Genomic DNA, 16,322 nt, shown 5'->3' with positions numbered 1-16,322 from the left:
TCGATTACAATACCGCCATCTAAAAGGCAGCTGCCTTTATCTGCAAGCAAATAGAGTGGATTTTCTTCTTCATGGCAATCAAACTTGCAATTAATGGTTTTGGTCGAATCGGGCGCAATATCGTCCGTGCTCTGTATGAATCTGGGCTTGAAGATCAAATCAAAATTGTCGCTATTAACGAATTAGCCGACCCTAAGGGCATTGCCCATCTCCTTAAATACGATACATCTCACGGCCGCTTTTCTTTCCCTGTTAATCTTGGTGAAGATACTTTAACGGTTGCTAATGATTCTATTGCTTTGTTTGCAGAAGAAAACCCTGTAGAACTGCCTTGGGAAACACTTGATGTTGACGTGGTTCTTGAATGCACTGGGGTGTATCACTCTCGTGAACATGCAGAGCTACACATAACTGCTGGTGCAAAAAAAGTATTGTTTTCACAGCCTGCAGATGCTGATGTTGATGCCACGATTGTGTATGGTATTAACGATGATGAATTAAAAGCAGAACATACCATTGTTTCTAATGGCTCATGCACCACGAATTGTATTGTGCCAGTGATTAAAGTGTTAGATGACGCATTTTCGATTGAATCTGGAGCAATTACGACGATTCATGCCTCGATGCATGATCAGCAAGTGATTGATGCCTATCATCATGATTTACGTCGTACTCGTGCTGCAAGCCAGTCTATCATTCCGGTAGATACTAAGCTTGCTCGAGGTATTGAGCGTATTTTACCTAAGTTTCATAGCCGCTTTGAAGCTATCGCTGTTCGTGTACCAACTATCAATGTTACGGCGATGGATTTAAGTGTAACAGTGAATACAGATGTCAATTTAGCGACTGTCAATCAAGCACTTAAGTTAGCAGCCAAAGATCGTCTTGAGGGTATATTAAGCTACACAGAAGAGCCATTGGTATCAGTAGATTTTAATCATGACCCACATTCTTGTATCATAGATGGCACTCAGACACGTGTTAGTCATAAACGACTGATAAAGTTGTTAGTATGGTGTGATAATGAGTGGGGCTTTGCGAATCGTATGCTCGATACCGCGCGTGCGATGATGGCTGTAAGTCAATAATTTATAAATATAATATTAGTATCGTTAACAAAGGAGAAGTCCATGTCGGTCATTAAAATGGCAGATTTAGATTTAAACGGCAAACGCGTGTTAATTCGTGAAGATTTAAATGTGCCTGTAAAAGAAGGTAAAGTGACCTCTGACGCACGTATTCGTGCAGCATTACCTACAATCAAATTAGCGTTAGAAAAAGGCGCTAAAGTAATGGTAATGTCACACCTTGGCCGCCCTACGGAAGGGGAATATGATGAAGCCTTTTCACTTGCCCCTGTAGTTAATTATTTAAATGACGCACTTGAGCAAACTGTTCGTCTTGAAAAAGACTACCTAGAGGGCGTAGACGTTGCTGATAACGAAGTAGTTGTTTTCGAAAACGTCCGTTTTAACGCTGGCGAAAAGAAAAACGACGAAGCTTTGTCTAAAAAACTAGCTGCATTATGTGATGTTTACGTAATGGACGCATTTGGTACGGCTCACCGTGCACAAGCATCTACTCACGGTGTGGGTTTATTTGCTGACGTTGCGTGTGCAGGCCCACTACTTGCAGCAGAGCTAGACGCACTAGGTAAAGCACTTGATAAACCAGCTCGTCCTTTAGTCGCTATCGTTGGTGGCTCTAAAGTATCGACTAAGTTAACTGTACTTGATTCACTTTCTAAAGTGGTTGATCAACTTGTAACCGGTGGTGGTATTGCTAATACCTTCATTGCAGCGGCAGGTCACCCGGTAGGTAAGTCTTTATTTGAAGCTGATTTAATTGATGAAGCAAACAAATTAAGTGCGGCGGCAAAAGCCAATAACGGTGAAATCCCGGTACCAACTGATGTTGTCGTAGGTAATGAGTTCTCTGAATCTGCAGTGGCAACATTAAAAGATGTGAATGAAGTAACAGACGAAGATATGATCTTCGATATTGGTCCAGATACAGCAAACCAATTAGCAAAAATCATTGCTAATGCAGGTACCGTTGTATGGAATGGTCCAGTAGGTGTATTTGAATTTGATCAATTTGGTAACGGCACTCGTGCTATTGCTGATGCCATTGCTAACTCAAATGCATTCTCGATTGCTGGTGGCGGTGATACGCTTGCAGCGATTGATAAATACGGCATTGCCGATAAAGTTTCTTACATTTCAACCGGTGGTGGTGCTTTCCTTGAATTTTTAGAAGGGAAAAAATTACCAGCAGTTGCTATGCTTGAAGAACGCGCTAAGTAATTAGTGCGTAAACCAGCGTAATTATTAAGTAATTACGCTGGTTTAGCTGTTTATAAAATACCTCTCACCCTCGTTTTATTTACAGCTGTTACGGTTAGCGCAAGCTTTTCGTGATGCAGTGATGCATCAAAAATAACTTATCCGTTCAAACTAGATAGTAGGGAACTACTGTCGATACAATTTGGAGAATACCAAATGGCTTTAATCAGTATGCGACAACTTCTTGATCATGCAGCTGAAAATGGTTACGGCGTACCTGCTTTTAACGTTAATAACCAAGAGCAAATGCGTGCAATTATGGAAGCGGCTGATAAAACAAACAGCCCTGTAATTGTACAAGGCTCAGCAGGCGCACGTGCCTATGCTGGTGCCCCTTTTATTCGTCATATGATTTTAGCAGCCGTTGAAGAATGGCCTCATATTCCAGTTGTAATGCACCAAGACCACGGTACTTCACCAGGTGTATGTCAGCGCTCAATCCAGTTAGGCTTTTCATCAGTTATGATGGATGGCTCATTAATGTCTGATGGTAAAACCCCTTCAAGCTACGAATACAATGTTGATGTGACTCGTCAAACCGTTGAAATGGCCCATGCGTGTGGTGTATCTGTTGAAGGCGAGCTAGGTGTTCTAGGTTCACTTGAAACAGGAGAAGCAGGTGAAGAAGACGGTGTTGGTGCAGAAGGTAAACTTTCTACTGATCAAATGCTAACAGATCCTGAAGAAGCAGCTGATTTTGTTCGTAAAACTAAAGTTGATGCACTTGCTATCGCTTGTGGTACTTCACATGGTGCGTATAAATTCACTCGTCCACCAACAGACGATATCTTAGCAATTGATCGCATCAAAGAGATCCACGCACGTATCCCTAACACTCACCTAGTAATGCATGGGTCGTCTTCAGTACCACAAGAGTGGTTAGAAGTGATCAACCAATACGGTGGTGAAATCCCTGAGACCTATGGTGTGCCAGTAGAGCAGATCATCGAAGGTATTAAATACGGTGTTCGTAAAGTAAATATCGATACTGATCTTCGTTTAGCGTCAACAGGTGCTATTCGTCGTCACTTGGCTTTAAATCCAGCTAACTTCGATCCACGTAAATACCTAGCTGAAGCAACGAAAGCAATGACAGAGATCTGTGTTGCTCGTTACGAAGCCTTTGGTACTGCTGGTCAAGCAGCTAAGATCAAGCCTATCTCTTTAGATGATATGCACCTTAAATACTTATCGGGTGAACTTGATCCACAAATCAAATAATTGATAGTAAATTGAAAAAACCGGCTTCAGATGCCGGTTTTTTTATGCCTTGCTCAAGCCGGATCAACGATATACTTACTCGTACATTTCAGGATCAATGTTTTACTAACCTTGGCTTTCACAGATCATTATTTTACTAGTTGGATACTGATCAATGACTTTTTATTGTTCACCTTTTAAACGAATTACAGATCACCTTAACATTAAATCAACAAGTTATCTTATTCTCTAAGTAAAAAACTGATCTGAGATTGATCAACTTAGTAAAAACCTGATCCTGATCTGGTTAAGTTAGTAGATCAGTGATCCGTAATTTTTAGGCGAAATATTTCCCCCTTGCCTTGACCAAAAGCCCTTTATGTTCGATTTTTAAGTTACTGCTTAAATTAAGGATCGCTACCATGAATAAACCTGCCATGATGTTGTCGAGCTTTGCAATGTGCTTTATTTCATTTCATAGTGCTGCTGAAGCCGTAGATGTGTATGGTCGGGCCCATTTAGGGGTTGCTAATAGCGATACTGGCGATGGCAGTGAAACTTCCATTGAGAGCTATAACTCACGTATGGGGATCAAGGGTAGCGGTGAAATAAGTGATGGTTTAAAAGCTGTATATAAGTTTGAATTTGCAGTAAATGCGGCTGATCAAGATAGTGATGGTAAAACTGAAGAGAATATTACCGCTCGTAATCAATATGTTGGCCTTCAAGGCAGTTATGGGCAGGTAGTGCTTGGTCGTCACGATACCGCGTTAAAGGTATCGCAGGGTAAAATTGATTTAATGAACGACTTTAATGGAGATGTTAAAGCCTTGTTTAATGGTGAAAATCGTCTTGGCGACGTGGTTCATTATAGTTCGCCCGTTGTCGGCAATATGCAATTTGTGGTCACTTATATTGCTGAAGATAATTCCAAACAAGATGAAGAAACCGGCGTTTCTGCGGCATTTATGTATGGCGATAGTAAATTTAAAAAAGCGCCTTACTTCGTAAGTGTTGCCCACGATAGTAAAGTAGCCGGCTACGATACAACACGGTTTACGGCGCAAGGTAAATTAGGCGATTTAACCTTAGGCGGTATGTATCAACAAAGTGAAAAAGTAACAGGTTCTGACAAAGAAGATGGTTTTTTAGTGAGCGCATCTTACAAAATCGATAAATATAAGTTACTAGCGCAGTATCAAGATACTGATGGCAGCTTTGGAAAGTTGAAAGACTCGGGTAGCGGTACCTCTGTAGGTGTTGAACGAAGCCTGTCAAAACAAGCACGTATGTATATGTGGTATACGCAATTCTCACTAGATAATAATGCTGATGAAGATCATGTGGCGGTCACTTTAAGGTATGACTTTTAATCTCGAATTCATCTTTTAAGCGTAAAAAATGGCTATTTTTGCATTGATTCTTTTGCGCTTTTTCAATTACTCGTTAGACTTTCATAAAAATGTCATACTTAGTCATAATAATGAAACCAGTTCGCTAACGAAAGAGATAAATTGGAATGTCACGTAAAGTACTAGTCGTCGATGACGAAGCACCTATCAGAGAGATGCTGGTTTTTGTTTTAGAGCAAAATGGTTTTCAAGCAATTGAAGCAGAAGATTATGACTCTGCAATTGAAGCAATGGTAGAGCCATACCCAGATATGGTTTTATTAGATTGGATGTTACCAGGTGGTAGCGGTATTCAAATTGCGAAAAAATTTAAGCAAAGCGAATATACTCGTCAAATTCCTATCATTATGCTGACAGCACGCGGCGAAGAAGAAGACAAAGTACGCGGTCTTGAAGTTGGCGCTGATGACTACGTAACAAAACCATTTTCTCCAAAAGAATTAATGGCGCGTATTAAAGCGGTTATTCGACGCGTTTCACCAACCTCATTAGAAGAAGCCATTGAAGTACATGGTTTACGTCTTGACCCTATTTCACACCGTGTAACATCAGAAGGTAGTGAATTAGATATGGGGCCTACTGAATTTAGACTACTGCATTTTTTCATGACTCATCCTGAACGTGTTTACAGCCGTGAACAATTACTTGATCATGTATGGGGTACAAATGTATACGTAGAAGACCGTACTGTTGATGTGCATATTCGTCGTCTACGTAAAGCTATTGCACCATTGGGGCATGACCGTTTAGTGCAAACCGTTCGCGGTGCAGGCTATCGTTTTTCAAGTAAATTATAAGTGTCATAGGAATGACCTTAACAAGCTAATTTACATACTTAAGGTAAAGTGAGTGTATGTATCGAGTAGTGAATAAACAGGCGTTAGCAAAACGTCTGTTTATGTATTTCTTACCTTTGTTATTAGTTGGCGTACTTGTAGGTGCGCCTTTTTTGCTTTTATTTTTAGGTTCTTTTGCACTTTTAATTTGGCATTATCATCAATTATATCGCCTTAGTGATTGGCTTCTAAATCAACGTAGCTTTAACCCACCTGAAGGGGAGGGGGCTTGGGAGCAGGTCTTTGAAGGAATTTATCATTTACAACATCGTAACCGTAAAAAGCGCAATGAGCTGGCAGATTTAATTCGCCGCTTTCGAGATGGTGCAGAAGCCGTACCTGATGCGGTTGTAGTACTACAAAAAGATCTAAGCATCATTTGGTGTAACCAACTGGCTTTAAAAGTTTTAGGTTTACAGTGGCCAACTGATCATGGACAACGCTTAGATAATCTCATTCGCGATCCTAAATTTGCAAAGTATATGCATAAAGCATGTTTTGATGAACCACTTGAGCTTGATGGCGGCCATAGCTACGATCAAACGTTAGAGTTTCGTGTTATGCCCTATGCAAGTTCACAATTGATGATGGTGGTACGTGATGTTACACGTTTAAAGCAACTTGAGCAGATGCGAAAAGACTTTGTGGCCAATGTTTCTCATGAGCTGAGAACACCGCTTACTGTGGTGACAGGCTACTTAGAAATGCTTGATTCAGACAGCTTACCTCCCCCTGCTATGTGGCAAAAAGCACAAACAACCATGCTTGAGCAATGTCAGCGTATGGATAGCTTGGTTAATCAATTACTGTCGTTATCGCGAATTGAAGGAGCGCGTCGGCAAGATAACGACAAGCCAGTAAATGTGCCTCAGCTACTTACTTATATTCAAACCGAAGCAAAGTCATTAAACCAAGAGAAAGGCCATGAGCTTATTTTTAATGTTGATGCAAGTTTAGATATTAAAGGGGCCGAAGACGAATTAAGGAGTGCCTTTTCTAACTTAGTATTTAATGCCATTCATTACACAAAGCCAGGTGGCAAGATTGTGGTTGATTGGCAGTTTAAAAATAACCAAGCCGCGTTTAGTGTGACCGATAATGGTGATGGTATTGCCGCTGAGCATATTAATCGTTTAACCGAGCGCTTTTATCGTGTTGATAAGGCTCGTAGCCGCACTACAGGTGGTTCTGGTTTAGGTTTAGCTATTACTAAACATGTACTTACAAGACATGACAGTCGCTTAGATATCAGCAGTAAGTTGGGACAAGGCTCGACCTTTGCGTTCGCATTCGGTAGCGATAAAGTCGTGCGTATTGCTAATAAAACGGAAAAAACCGAAAAAACAGCAAAGTCATAAAAATGTCATTTAAGGGTAATCTAACTGTCATCTAGTGTCATTAGAGTAGACCGCAGTTAGGAAATGGGACGAACAAATCGGAGTAACCCCTATGAAATTCAAAAATCTCGTTGCCGCAATGGGTGTGGCTGTAACAACATTTGTATCAGCACAAGCAGCTGCAGTTGATAAAGATATGCCTGAGTACACTAAAACAAGTGGTATCTCTGGTAACTTCTCATCTGTAGGTTCTGACACTCTTGCTAACATGATGACGTTCTGGGCAGAAGAGTACAAGCGCTTCTATCCAAACGTAAACATTCAAATCCAAGCAGCGGGTTCTTCAACTGCTCCTCCAGCATTAACTGAAGGTACAGCAAACTTCGGCCCAATGAGCCGTCGTATGAAGTCAAAAGAAATCGAAGCATTCGAAAAGCGTTACGGCTACAAGCCAACTGAAGTACGCGTTGCAATCGATGCTCTAGCTGTATTCGTACACAAAGATAACCCAATCAAAGGTTTACGTATTGACCAAGTTGATGCGATTTTCTCTTCTACACGTAAATGTGGTGCTGATGCACAAGTTAATCGTTGGAGCGAAGTAGGTCTTGAGGGTGATTGGGCTGCAAAAGATATCCAGCTTTACGGTCGTAACTCAGTATCGGGTACTTACGGTTACTTCAAGAAGAAAGCACTGTGTAAAGGTGACTTCCGTAACAACGTAAACGAACAACCAGGTTCTGCATCTGTAGTACAGTCAATCTCTTCTTCAGTAAATGCGATTGGTTACTCAGGTATCGGTTATAAAACATCAGGTGTACGTACAGTTCCACTTTCTAAGAAAGGCGACAACTTTGTTGATGCAACATTAGAAAACGTTGCAAAAGGTAAATACCCACTATCTCGTTTCTTATACGTTTACGTGAACAAGCACCCTAACAAGCCGCTTTCACCAATCGATGCAGAGTTCTTAAAAATGGTTCTTTCTGTAGACGGTCAAAAAATTGTTGAGAAAGATGGTTATGTGCCACTTTCAGGCAAAATGGCAATGGCTGAACTTAAAAAGCTAGGCCTTCTGTAACAACCATACAGACATAGATGAAAACCGCTCATTGAGCGGTTTTTTTCGTTTAGCTTTTGGCAAATAGCTTGGCTTTTATTCGCTTTTGAGCGAGGCGTACTTGTTTACGCTTTTTACCTGATGGTGCCTTAAAGCTTTGAATTGGCATTACCGTTGGGTATTCATTGGGTAATGTAGGCACACTAAAGTTAGCGTGTTCATCTTTAGGCAAAGCAATTTCTTGTTGGTGTACACGAAGTGCCGCTAAGGTATCATCGTTTTCAACTTCGCTTGGGCATAAAAATAAACCCATTTTACGCATTTTAACACCTAAGCCGATGCTGCTTGAGTAGCGCACAATTGGTGCTGCCAAAATAAGGCCCACTAAAATCGGTGATAACCACCAAAAGAAAGTCGGTGTGTAATAGTAAGCAACCGAGCCCCAAATAATCGCCGTAATAGTCGAAAATAATGTATAACCAATCGCTTCTTTCCACGGCACCATTCTGCCTTCCCGAGGCTGTGCATCCCAACTTACTTTTTTACCTAAAAATACGCACACTACAAAATAGCTATGAAATACCATCATTAGCGGTGCAATCACTATCGCAAAAATCGTTTCGATTAGTGAACCTGCAATTAGCTTCATAGTGCCACCAAAGGCCTTATTACGGTGAACTAAAGTCACAATAACACCCATTAATTTAGGTAGTAATAACAGCACTGCAGTAATAAATAACAACGAATCAATTAAGTCAGTTTTGGCAATTTGCCAAGTTGGGAAAAGCTGATAAGCATGGTTAAAGTACACGTCGCTATTAAGTGCACGAGTCACCGCATCTAATGTGCTTAATGCCAGCATAGATAACCAAATTAACGATGAGATATATGCTGTGGCACCAAATAAAAAATGCATTTTACTCATTAGCTTAAGACCCGATTTAGGCAATAAACCTAAATGCTGGATATTACCTTGCACCCAACGTCTATCACGGATTGCGTAATCGAGAATGTTACTTGGTACTTCTTCGTAGCTACCTTCAATATCACTAAGCAGTAACACATCCCAACCACTACGATGTAGAAGTGAAGCTTCTACGAAGTCATGGCTTAAGATTTCACCACCAAATGGGGCATTGCCTTTTAGAACAGGCAAACCGCAGCATTTAGTGAATGCTTCAACGCGAATAATCGCATTGTGGCCCCAGTAATTTGCTTGGTTTGTTTGCCAAAAAGCAGACCCTGTTGCCAACATTGGGCTATATAAAATTGATGCAAACTGTAAAAAGCGACCAAAAAAAGTGTCTTGGCGAACTGGGATGGGAATAGTTTGGATCAAACCTGATTTTGGATTACTGATCATGCTAGAAGTCAGCTCAAGCATACATTGACCCGTCATAATGCTATCGGCATCAAGTACAATCATGTGATCGTATTGGCTGCCCCAACGTTCGCAAAAGTCAGTTAAATTACCTACTTTACGGTGTTTATTGTCTTCACGGCGACGATAAAAAGTGTGTTTAGCTAAATCACCTAAGCGCTCAGTGAGTGCATTCCACGCTTTAAGTTCATTACGTGCAATTTCAGGGTTTTGGGTGTCACTGAGCAAGTAAAAATCATAATGTGGCATTTGCCCTGTTTTAGCCAGCGAGCGTAAACTTACCTCAAAACCTGCGATTACACGCTCTGTATCCTCGTTGTAGATAGGCATAACAATGGCTGTTTTAGTTTGGCTCAAGGCATGCTGATTAATTTCGATTGGCTTTTGACGTTTTAAGGTTAAAGGGTCAATACGAAATAATTGCAGGATGAAGCCCATGCAGCCACTACAAAAAGCTGTAACGATCCACGCGAAGGTAACTGTAAATAATGCTAGTAAAGCGTACTCAAGCGGTGTCATGCCGTTAGAATTTAAAATATCGAACATGATCCACACGCCGTAAGCGGTAATGGTGAGCGCTAGGCTCGAAAAAAGCCAAGCGCGGGTTTTCTTAAATGGCATTGCTGTTGCCTTTAATTCTTTACTATTGGACGTCGTTTGGATACCAGACATAGCTCCATACCTCGCTGATTTCTTTATCACGTAGTTTTAACGATAAGCGCATATCAACAGGCTTATCTCCCTCTGGCGCCACTTTAAAGGCTACGCGCCATCCTTGTTTGTTTGGTAACTGTTGTACCGTTTTATCACTTATTTGCCCTGCAGAGAGTGTAAGATCCGCTTGCATGGCGAAATTAGCAGATAATTTGTTAATAGTTTCCCCACTAAAGTCGACGGTAAATTGGCGATGGCTTTTAGGTGGTGGGTTCTTCTCACCCGGAAGTGCTGCACTGCCAATTCGGGTTCTTAAAACACTCGCTTTATCTTGAGCTGCAAGCGTGGCATTGAAAGTCGAAAGATTGTAACTAAAACTTAAGCTGTCACCAGCTTTCATTGGCTGATCTGGCACCCAGTAGCTAACAATATTGTCGTTGGTTTCTGTATCTGTAGGGATTTCTACTAGCTCAACACGACCTTTACCCCAATTACCCACTGGCTCAATCCACATGCTTGGACGGTTGTGATAATGCGCTTCGGTATCAAGGTAGTTATTAAAGTCACGATCTCGCTGTGCTAGACCAAACCCTTTCGGGTTGTCGTAGCTAAACGAAGTAACGCTCAATTTCTTCGGATTATTCAATGCACGCCAAACCCATTGGCCTTGTTCTGATTGCATTAAAAGGCCATCAGAGTCATGTACTTCAGGACGGTAATCATCAAAGAACTTGGTACTGTTTTCGCCGTGATAGAACATGCTTGTTAACGGGGCAATACCGAGCTTTTTGATGTCTTTGCGTGCAAAAATTTGCATCTGTGTTTTCACTTCAGTATTCGTTGAAGGTGTTAACTCAAAACGATATGCGCCTGAAACTGATGGGCTATCGAGTAGTGCATAGAGCACGATAGTTGTGTCTTCTGGTGCCGGTTTTACTAACCAGAACTCTTTGAAAACGGGAAACTCTTCACCTGAGCTGAGTGCTGTATCAACTGCAAGACCACGAGCTGACAGACCATATACTTGATGCGGGCCAACTAAGCGAAAATACGAAGCACCTTGGAATACAGCTACTTCATCTTTATATTCGTTGTTATTCAGTGGAAAATGCAAACGAAAACCCGCGTGGCCCAGTTGCGTATTAGCAATGGCAGTATTGATCTCTTGCTCTAACGGGGCTGCGGTTGCATCGTAACGATAGTAATCGGTTTTAAACGGTAAACTTTTTACTTCAGCATTTTGCTCAAGGGTATTTATTGCAACTGGTGAGCGATATAAAAAACCTGGGTGGAATAACTGCACTTCATAAAGGCTTTGATCTTTCCAAATTGCTTGCTCAGTACGAAAACGGATTGCACGATAGTCCTGATAACCAATGCTAGTTAATGCTTCAAGTTCTAATTCTTTAGGCGCAACATACGGCTCAGATGCTAATTTTTTCGCACGCGCGGTGATAACTTCAAATAACTTTTCTTGAGGTATAGTGATCATTGCAGGCTTAAGCTCAACAGCAGCATTATCCTTTACTTGCTGTTTTTCATTTTCGGTAGCTTGAACCTCTGCGGCTGTTTGTTCTGTTTTAGTCGCTTTTGGCTGGTCTGGTTCTTCAACAGCGTAACTATGACCTGCACTCATGGCTAATAATACGCCCAAGAAGGTCTTCTTTTTGACAGCGCTGAAGAGCTTAGTTCGGGTTTCTGGTCTCATTCAATTTTCCTTTAGCCGTAAATCACGTTAATTCATTCATACCCCTTAGCAATTCCTGAACCCAAATAAAAAATAATATTCTCAATGACTTTGAGTTGGTACAGCTAAATGCGAAGAGTAAAATTTTGAAATTAGTGAGAAACAATTACATGGTTGCAGTTGTTTATTCGTCACCAATATGGAGAAGTTTAATGAACGAAAGCTTGCCCTAATATGAATGGCTTAATGGGTAAATAAAAATATGAACAAAATTACCAGAGGCTTAATTATGAAAGCGAAATTGTAATCGAGGAAGGGGGGAGTATAGGCACTGAACAGGCTTTCAGTGCCTCAAAATTAATCTAAACGAATCAATGGTATTATTTAACTTCGCCTAATTTTTCTGCATTTGCTTTACATTGATTGTAAGCTTCAATGCACTTATTGCTACAGACTTTATGAACTAAGCCATCAGCGGTACTTTGTTGTTCACAACTTGCTTCACATTGATAGTTTTGTTGAGCACATTGCTGCATTTCTGGATTGTCAATTTTGTTTGAGCAGGCAGACAGTAATGTCATTGCAAACAATGTAGCTGCAATTGCTGGTAGTTTTTTCATGCTTATCCCTAGTTTATGTCTTTTCTTTGCAATCCATCTTACCCAGATTACAGCTATTTAATCCAGCTCAACTTGTAAATTGTCAATTAAACGCACTGAGCCTAAATAGGCGGCAGCTAAAATAACAAGTTGTTTGTCAGCCGCAGTGGCAGCTTTTAGTGTTGAACGATCTGCTATAGCGTAGTAGTCAGGCTTTAGCCCTGCAGCTTCAAGCTGTGCTTTTGCAGCAGCTTCGAGTGCAGCAATGTCATCGTTACCTTTTTTAAGTGCCGCTGCAGTATTGTTTAGAGTGGCAAACAGAACTTTTGCTGTGTCTTTTTGCTCGTCAGATAAGTAACCATTACGAGAGCTCATCGCTAGGCCTGATATTTCACGGCAAGTTGGAACGCCAACAATTTCAACAGGGATAGATAAGTCGCGCGTCATGGTTTTAATGACTTGCAGCTGCTGAAAATCTTTTTCACCAAAACAGGCAAAATCAGGTTGAACTAGGTTGAATAACTTAGTGACAACCGTTGCGACACCTTTGAAGTGACCAGGACGTGAGCCACCACAGTAACCCATAGAGACACCTGGTACATCGACAAAACTTTGCTCGCCTAAACCATTTGGATAAATGGTCTCAACGGATGGTGTAAATACAATATCAGTACCAAGATCAGCTAAACCTTGTTTATCTTCGTTTAATGTACGCGGATAGCTATCAAGATCTTCATTTTTCCCAAACTGCATCGGGTTAACAAATATACTCACGACTACTTTATCAGCGAGTGTCTTGGCTTTTTCAACAAGTGAAAAGTGGCCTTGATGTAAATTGCCCATAGTAGGCACTAGCGCAATGCTTAAGCCTGCTTGACGCCAAGCCTTGATTTGACTGCGTAAGGATTTTATTTCAGTGATTGATTGCATTTATTTAAACTCGTGTTCGGCACTTGGGAAAGCACCACTTTTTACATCTTCACAATACTTTTGCACTGCAGCTGGCATATTGCCGGTTTCTAACAAAAAGTTCTTTGAAAACTTTGGAATATAGCCTGCAGAAATACCTACTAGGTCGTGCATTACTAAGATTTGACCATCGGTCTGATTACCTGCCCCAATACCGATCGTAGGAATGCTCAGCTCATCTGTAATACGCTTAGCAAGCTCACTAGGAATACACTCTAAAACAAGTAATTGTGCACCAGCAGCCTCAAGTGCTTTAGCATCGCTAACCATTTTGTCTGCTTGAGATTGCTCTCGGCCTTGAATTTTAAAACCGCCAAATACGTGTACTGATTGTGGTGTTAGGCCTAAGTGACCACAAACAGGAATACCTTGCTGGGTCATCGCACGGATGCTGTCGTGAAGCCATTCACCACCTTCAAGCTTGACCATGTTTGCCCCTGCACGCATAAGCTCAGCAGCATTTTTACAAGCATCAGTTGGGTTGGCATAAGTCATAAATGGTAAGTCTGCAATAACAAATAACTCACGGCTACCTGCTCGTACGCATCGCGTATGATAAGCAATATCTGTGTTGGTTACCGCTAATGTATCATCAGCACCTTGCAAAACCATACCTAACGAGTCACCCACTAAAATCACTTCGACGCCATTATCATGAAACAATTTAGCAAAACTGGCATCGTAGGCCGTTAATGCGGTGATTTTTTGTTGTTCATGTTTCATTTTATTAAGTGTTGAAACGGTGATTTTAGACATAATTTCCTCTAAGGCTTAGCCTTGGTTGATTACTGCTGAGGGAGTTGTTGTAAACCGTTTAAAGGTAACGTTTTTGTTATATCAGCAAGTGATTGATTACTCGGTAGGACAAGAGTTGGCGCAATTTCCAACAATGGATAAACAACAAATTCTCGCTGTGTTAGGCCATAATGAGGCACGGTCAAGCGAGGGGTGTCTATCACGTCATTACCAAACAATAGAATATCTATATCAAGGGTGCGAGGACCCCAGCGTTCTTCTTTTCTAACACGGCCATGTTCAAGTTCGATAGCTTGAGTTAAATCAAGCAATTGTTCTGGCTCAAGTGCAGTTTTAACACAAGCGACCGCATTTACATAATCGGGTTGATCTTGAGGCCCCATAGGTTTGCTTGCGTAGTCATGCGATACACAAACAAACTCAACATCTTTTAATGCTTTTAGGGCAGCGACAGCAGCATGAATTTGTTTACGTGGCGCGTTTAAATTAGCGCCTAAACCTAAATAAACGGTATGCATGCTTAGTCTACTTTTTTCTTGCGCGGACGACGGCGGCGTTTAGGACCGCCTTGGTGCCCTAAATTTTTAACCATCTCTTTTTGGCCATTGATGTCTTGGCTTAGGTAGGCTGTCCACCAATCTGCTAGCTCTTTCAGCTGTTCTTCACCTGCCTGCACACGAAGTAGTAAGAAGTCATAGGCGGCTTTGAAGCGAGGCTGTTGAGTGAGCCTGTAAGCGCGCTGACCACCTCGTTTATCAAGGCGTTGTTGAATATGCCAAATATCGCGTGCACCAAGTGTGAAGCGTTTGGGTACTGCGACATGTTGTGCGTTTTCACTCAGTACTTTATTCATCGCTTGTGCAAATGCATCGTACTCTGAAAGTTGATCACGTAGTTGTAACTTCTTAGCAATACTCAGTAATGGGAACCACAACAAGGCTGCAAAAATAAATGCTGGGGTGACTTTTTTATCTGCGTTAATACGTTTATCGGTGTTTTTAAACATTTGCAGGATAAACGCATGTTCTAGGCCATCAGGGTTTGCATCTAAGATTTTATCAAGCGCTGGGAATAATGCTTTGAATAACCCATACTGGCGCAGCATTAAGTAGTTTTCTTCAGCTTTGCCGTTTAAGAACAACTTAAGTGATTCTTCAAATAAACGAGCAGGCGGAATATGGTCAAGTAAATTAGCAAGGCCTTTAATTGGCTTTTCGGTGCCTGGTGCAATGCTCATGCCCAGTTTTGTTGCAAAACGAACAGCACGCAGCATGCGCACAGGGTCTTCCCTGTAGCGTGTTTCAGGGTCGCCAATAAGCTCAATTTGTTTTGCTTTTATAGCACTAATACCGTTGGCATAGTCATAGATACAAAAATCGTTAATTGAGTAATAAAGTGCATTAATAGAAAAATCGCGTCGCTCGGCATCTTCTTCGATGCTGCCATAGACATTATCGCGAAGTAGTTGTCCGTGTTCGCTTGATTGGCTAATTTGATTTTTACTTTCGTCAGCTTCATGGTGACCTCGCATGGTCGCCACTTCAATCACTTCTCGGCCAAATACAATATGGGCTAAACGAAAACGACGACCGATTAGGCGACAGTTGCGAAATAGCTTTTTGATCTGTTCAGGCGTTGCGTTTGTTACAACATCGAAGTCTTTAGGTTGTTGACCTAACAATATATCTCGAATACAACCACCAACAAGGTAGGCATCAAAACCACCTTCTTTAAGGCGGTATAATACTTTGATTGCATTTGGGCTAAATTGTTTGCGTGAAATACCATGTTCACTGCGCTCGATCACCAAAGGTAATTCGCTCGTTGATAAAGCATCACTTGATGTCGTGGCATTTGGGCCAATAATTTGCCGACAAAATTGAAAAAGCTTGGAAATAATAATCTGTCTCCTACGACGCGGACTTTGCGACTCATCAAGTATAGCGTTTGTTTGTTACTTCGCCGATGTGAGATTGACGTGTAATCAATGTGTTTTAAATGACGCTAAATTAAGGTGTTGATGATTCGCACACTTTGGGTCGCTATCATATACCAGCAGGGCTGAAAAATTAAGTTACTCGGCCTT

Annotated in this window: 14 protein-coding genes; 7 read left to right on the top strand and 7 right to left on the bottom strand. The window is 41.3% G+C overall.

Features of this window, described 5'->3' with window-relative positions:
* The first annotated feature begins 71 nt into the window (after positions 1-71).
* The 7 genes from epd (at position 72) to QUE86_RS04255 (ending at position 8,211) form a co-directional block, all read left to right on the top strand.
* Positions 72-1,088 carry an erythrose-4-phosphate dehydrogenase gene (gene epd / locus QUE86_RS04285; protein WP_130050720.1) on the top strand — a complete coding sequence of 339 codons (1,017 nt, stop codon included), beginning with the start codon at positions 72-74 and terminating at the stop codon, positions 1,086-1,088.
* 42 nt (positions 1,089-1,130) lie between these two features.
* The gene (locus tag QUE86_RS04280) at positions 1,131-2,306 is read left to right on the top strand and encodes a phosphoglycerate kinase (RefSeq protein ID WP_130050721.1); all 1,176 of its coding nucleotides are present in this window, start codon (positions 1,131-1,133) and stop codon (positions 2,304-2,306) included.
* Between the two features lie 195 nt (positions 2,307-2,501).
* Positions 2,502-3,566, top strand: a complete 1,065-nt coding sequence (gene fba / locus QUE86_RS04275) for a class II fructose-bisphosphate aldolase (RefSeq protein WP_063703260.1) — start codon at positions 2,502-2,504, stop codon at positions 3,564-3,566.
* A gap of 401 nt (positions 3,567-3,967) precedes the next feature.
* Positions 3,968-4,918, top strand: coding sequence for a porin (locus QUE86_RS04270; protein WP_130050722.1), 951 nt, complete (start codon positions 3,968-3,970; stop codon positions 4,916-4,918).
* Positions 4,919-5,064: 146 nt separating this feature from the next.
* Positions 5,065-5,754 (top strand): phosphate regulon transcriptional regulator PhoB, encoded by a 690-nt coding sequence (phoB, locus tag QUE86_RS04265; RefSeq protein ID WP_036970740.1) that lies wholly within the window; start codon positions 5,065-5,067, stop codon positions 5,752-5,754.
* Positions 5,755-5,810: 56 nt separating this feature from the next.
* The gene (phoR, locus tag QUE86_RS04260; RefSeq protein WP_167658745.1) at positions 5,811-7,151 is read left to right on the top strand and encodes a phosphate regulon sensor histidine kinase PhoR; all 1,341 of its coding nucleotides are present in this window, start codon (positions 5,811-5,813) and stop codon (positions 7,149-7,151) included.
* Between the two features lie 91 nt (positions 7,152-7,242).
* Positions 7,243-8,211 (top strand): PstS family phosphate ABC transporter substrate-binding protein, encoded by a 969-nt coding sequence (locus QUE86_RS04255; RefSeq protein ID WP_130050724.1) that lies wholly within the window; start codon positions 7,243-7,245, stop codon positions 8,209-8,211.
* A 49-nt stretch (positions 8,212-8,260) separates the two neighbouring features.
* Here the strand turns inward: QUE86_RS04255 and mdoH are convergent, their stop codons facing one another.
* The 7 genes from mdoH to pcnB all read right to left on the bottom strand — a co-directional run bounded on the left by mdoH (position 8,261) and on the right by pcnB (position 16,043).
* A complete protein-coding gene (gene mdoH, locus QUE86_RS04250) occupies positions 8,261-10,243 on the bottom strand; it encodes a glucans biosynthesis glucosyltransferase MdoH (protein ID WP_130050725.1) in 1,983 nt (660 codons plus the stop codon).
* Positions 10,215-11,933 (bottom strand): OpgD/OpgG family glucan biosynthesis protein, encoded by a 1,719-nt coding sequence (locus tag QUE86_RS04245; protein ID WP_286259395.1) that lies wholly within the window; start codon positions 11,931-11,933, stop codon positions 10,215-10,217. Before QUE86_RS04245 ends, mdoH begins: the two co-directional genes overlap by 29 nt.
* Positions 11,934-12,292: 359 nt before the next feature.
* Entirely contained in the window at positions 12,293-12,493 is a 201-nt protein-coding gene (locus QUE86_RS04240; RefSeq protein WP_372799652.1) for a hypothetical protein, read from the bottom strand.
* Between the two features lie 96 nt (positions 12,494-12,589).
* The gene (gene panC, locus QUE86_RS04235) at positions 12,590-13,441 is read right to left on the bottom strand and encodes a pantoate--beta-alanine ligase (protein WP_167658748.1); all 852 of its coding nucleotides are present in this window, start codon (positions 13,439-13,441) and stop codon (positions 12,590-12,592) included.
* Entirely contained in the window at positions 13,442-14,236 is a 795-nt protein-coding gene (panB, locus tag QUE86_RS04230; RefSeq protein WP_130050728.1) for a 3-methyl-2-oxobutanoate hydroxymethyltransferase, read from the bottom strand.
* Between the two features lie 29 nt (positions 14,237-14,265).
* Positions 14,266-14,754 (bottom strand): 2-amino-4-hydroxy-6-hydroxymethyldihydropteridine diphosphokinase, encoded by a 489-nt coding sequence (gene folK / locus QUE86_RS04225; protein WP_130050729.1) that lies wholly within the window; start codon positions 14,752-14,754, stop codon positions 14,266-14,268.
* Positions 14,755-14,756: 2 nt separating this feature from the next.
* Positions 14,757-16,043, bottom strand: coding sequence for a polynucleotide adenylyltransferase PcnB (gene pcnB / locus QUE86_RS04220; RefSeq protein ID WP_233786756.1), 1,287 nt, complete (start codon positions 16,041-16,043; stop codon positions 14,757-14,759).
* Between the last annotated feature and the right edge of the window lie 279 nt (positions 16,044-16,322).

This window comes from Pseudoalteromonas apostichopi (assembly GCF_030297135.1).
Lineage (GTDB): Bacteria > Pseudomonadota > Gammaproteobacteria > Enterobacterales > Alteromonadaceae > Pseudoalteromonas > Pseudoalteromonas apostichopi.
This window is presented reverse-complemented; position numbering and strand designations above follow the sequence as displayed.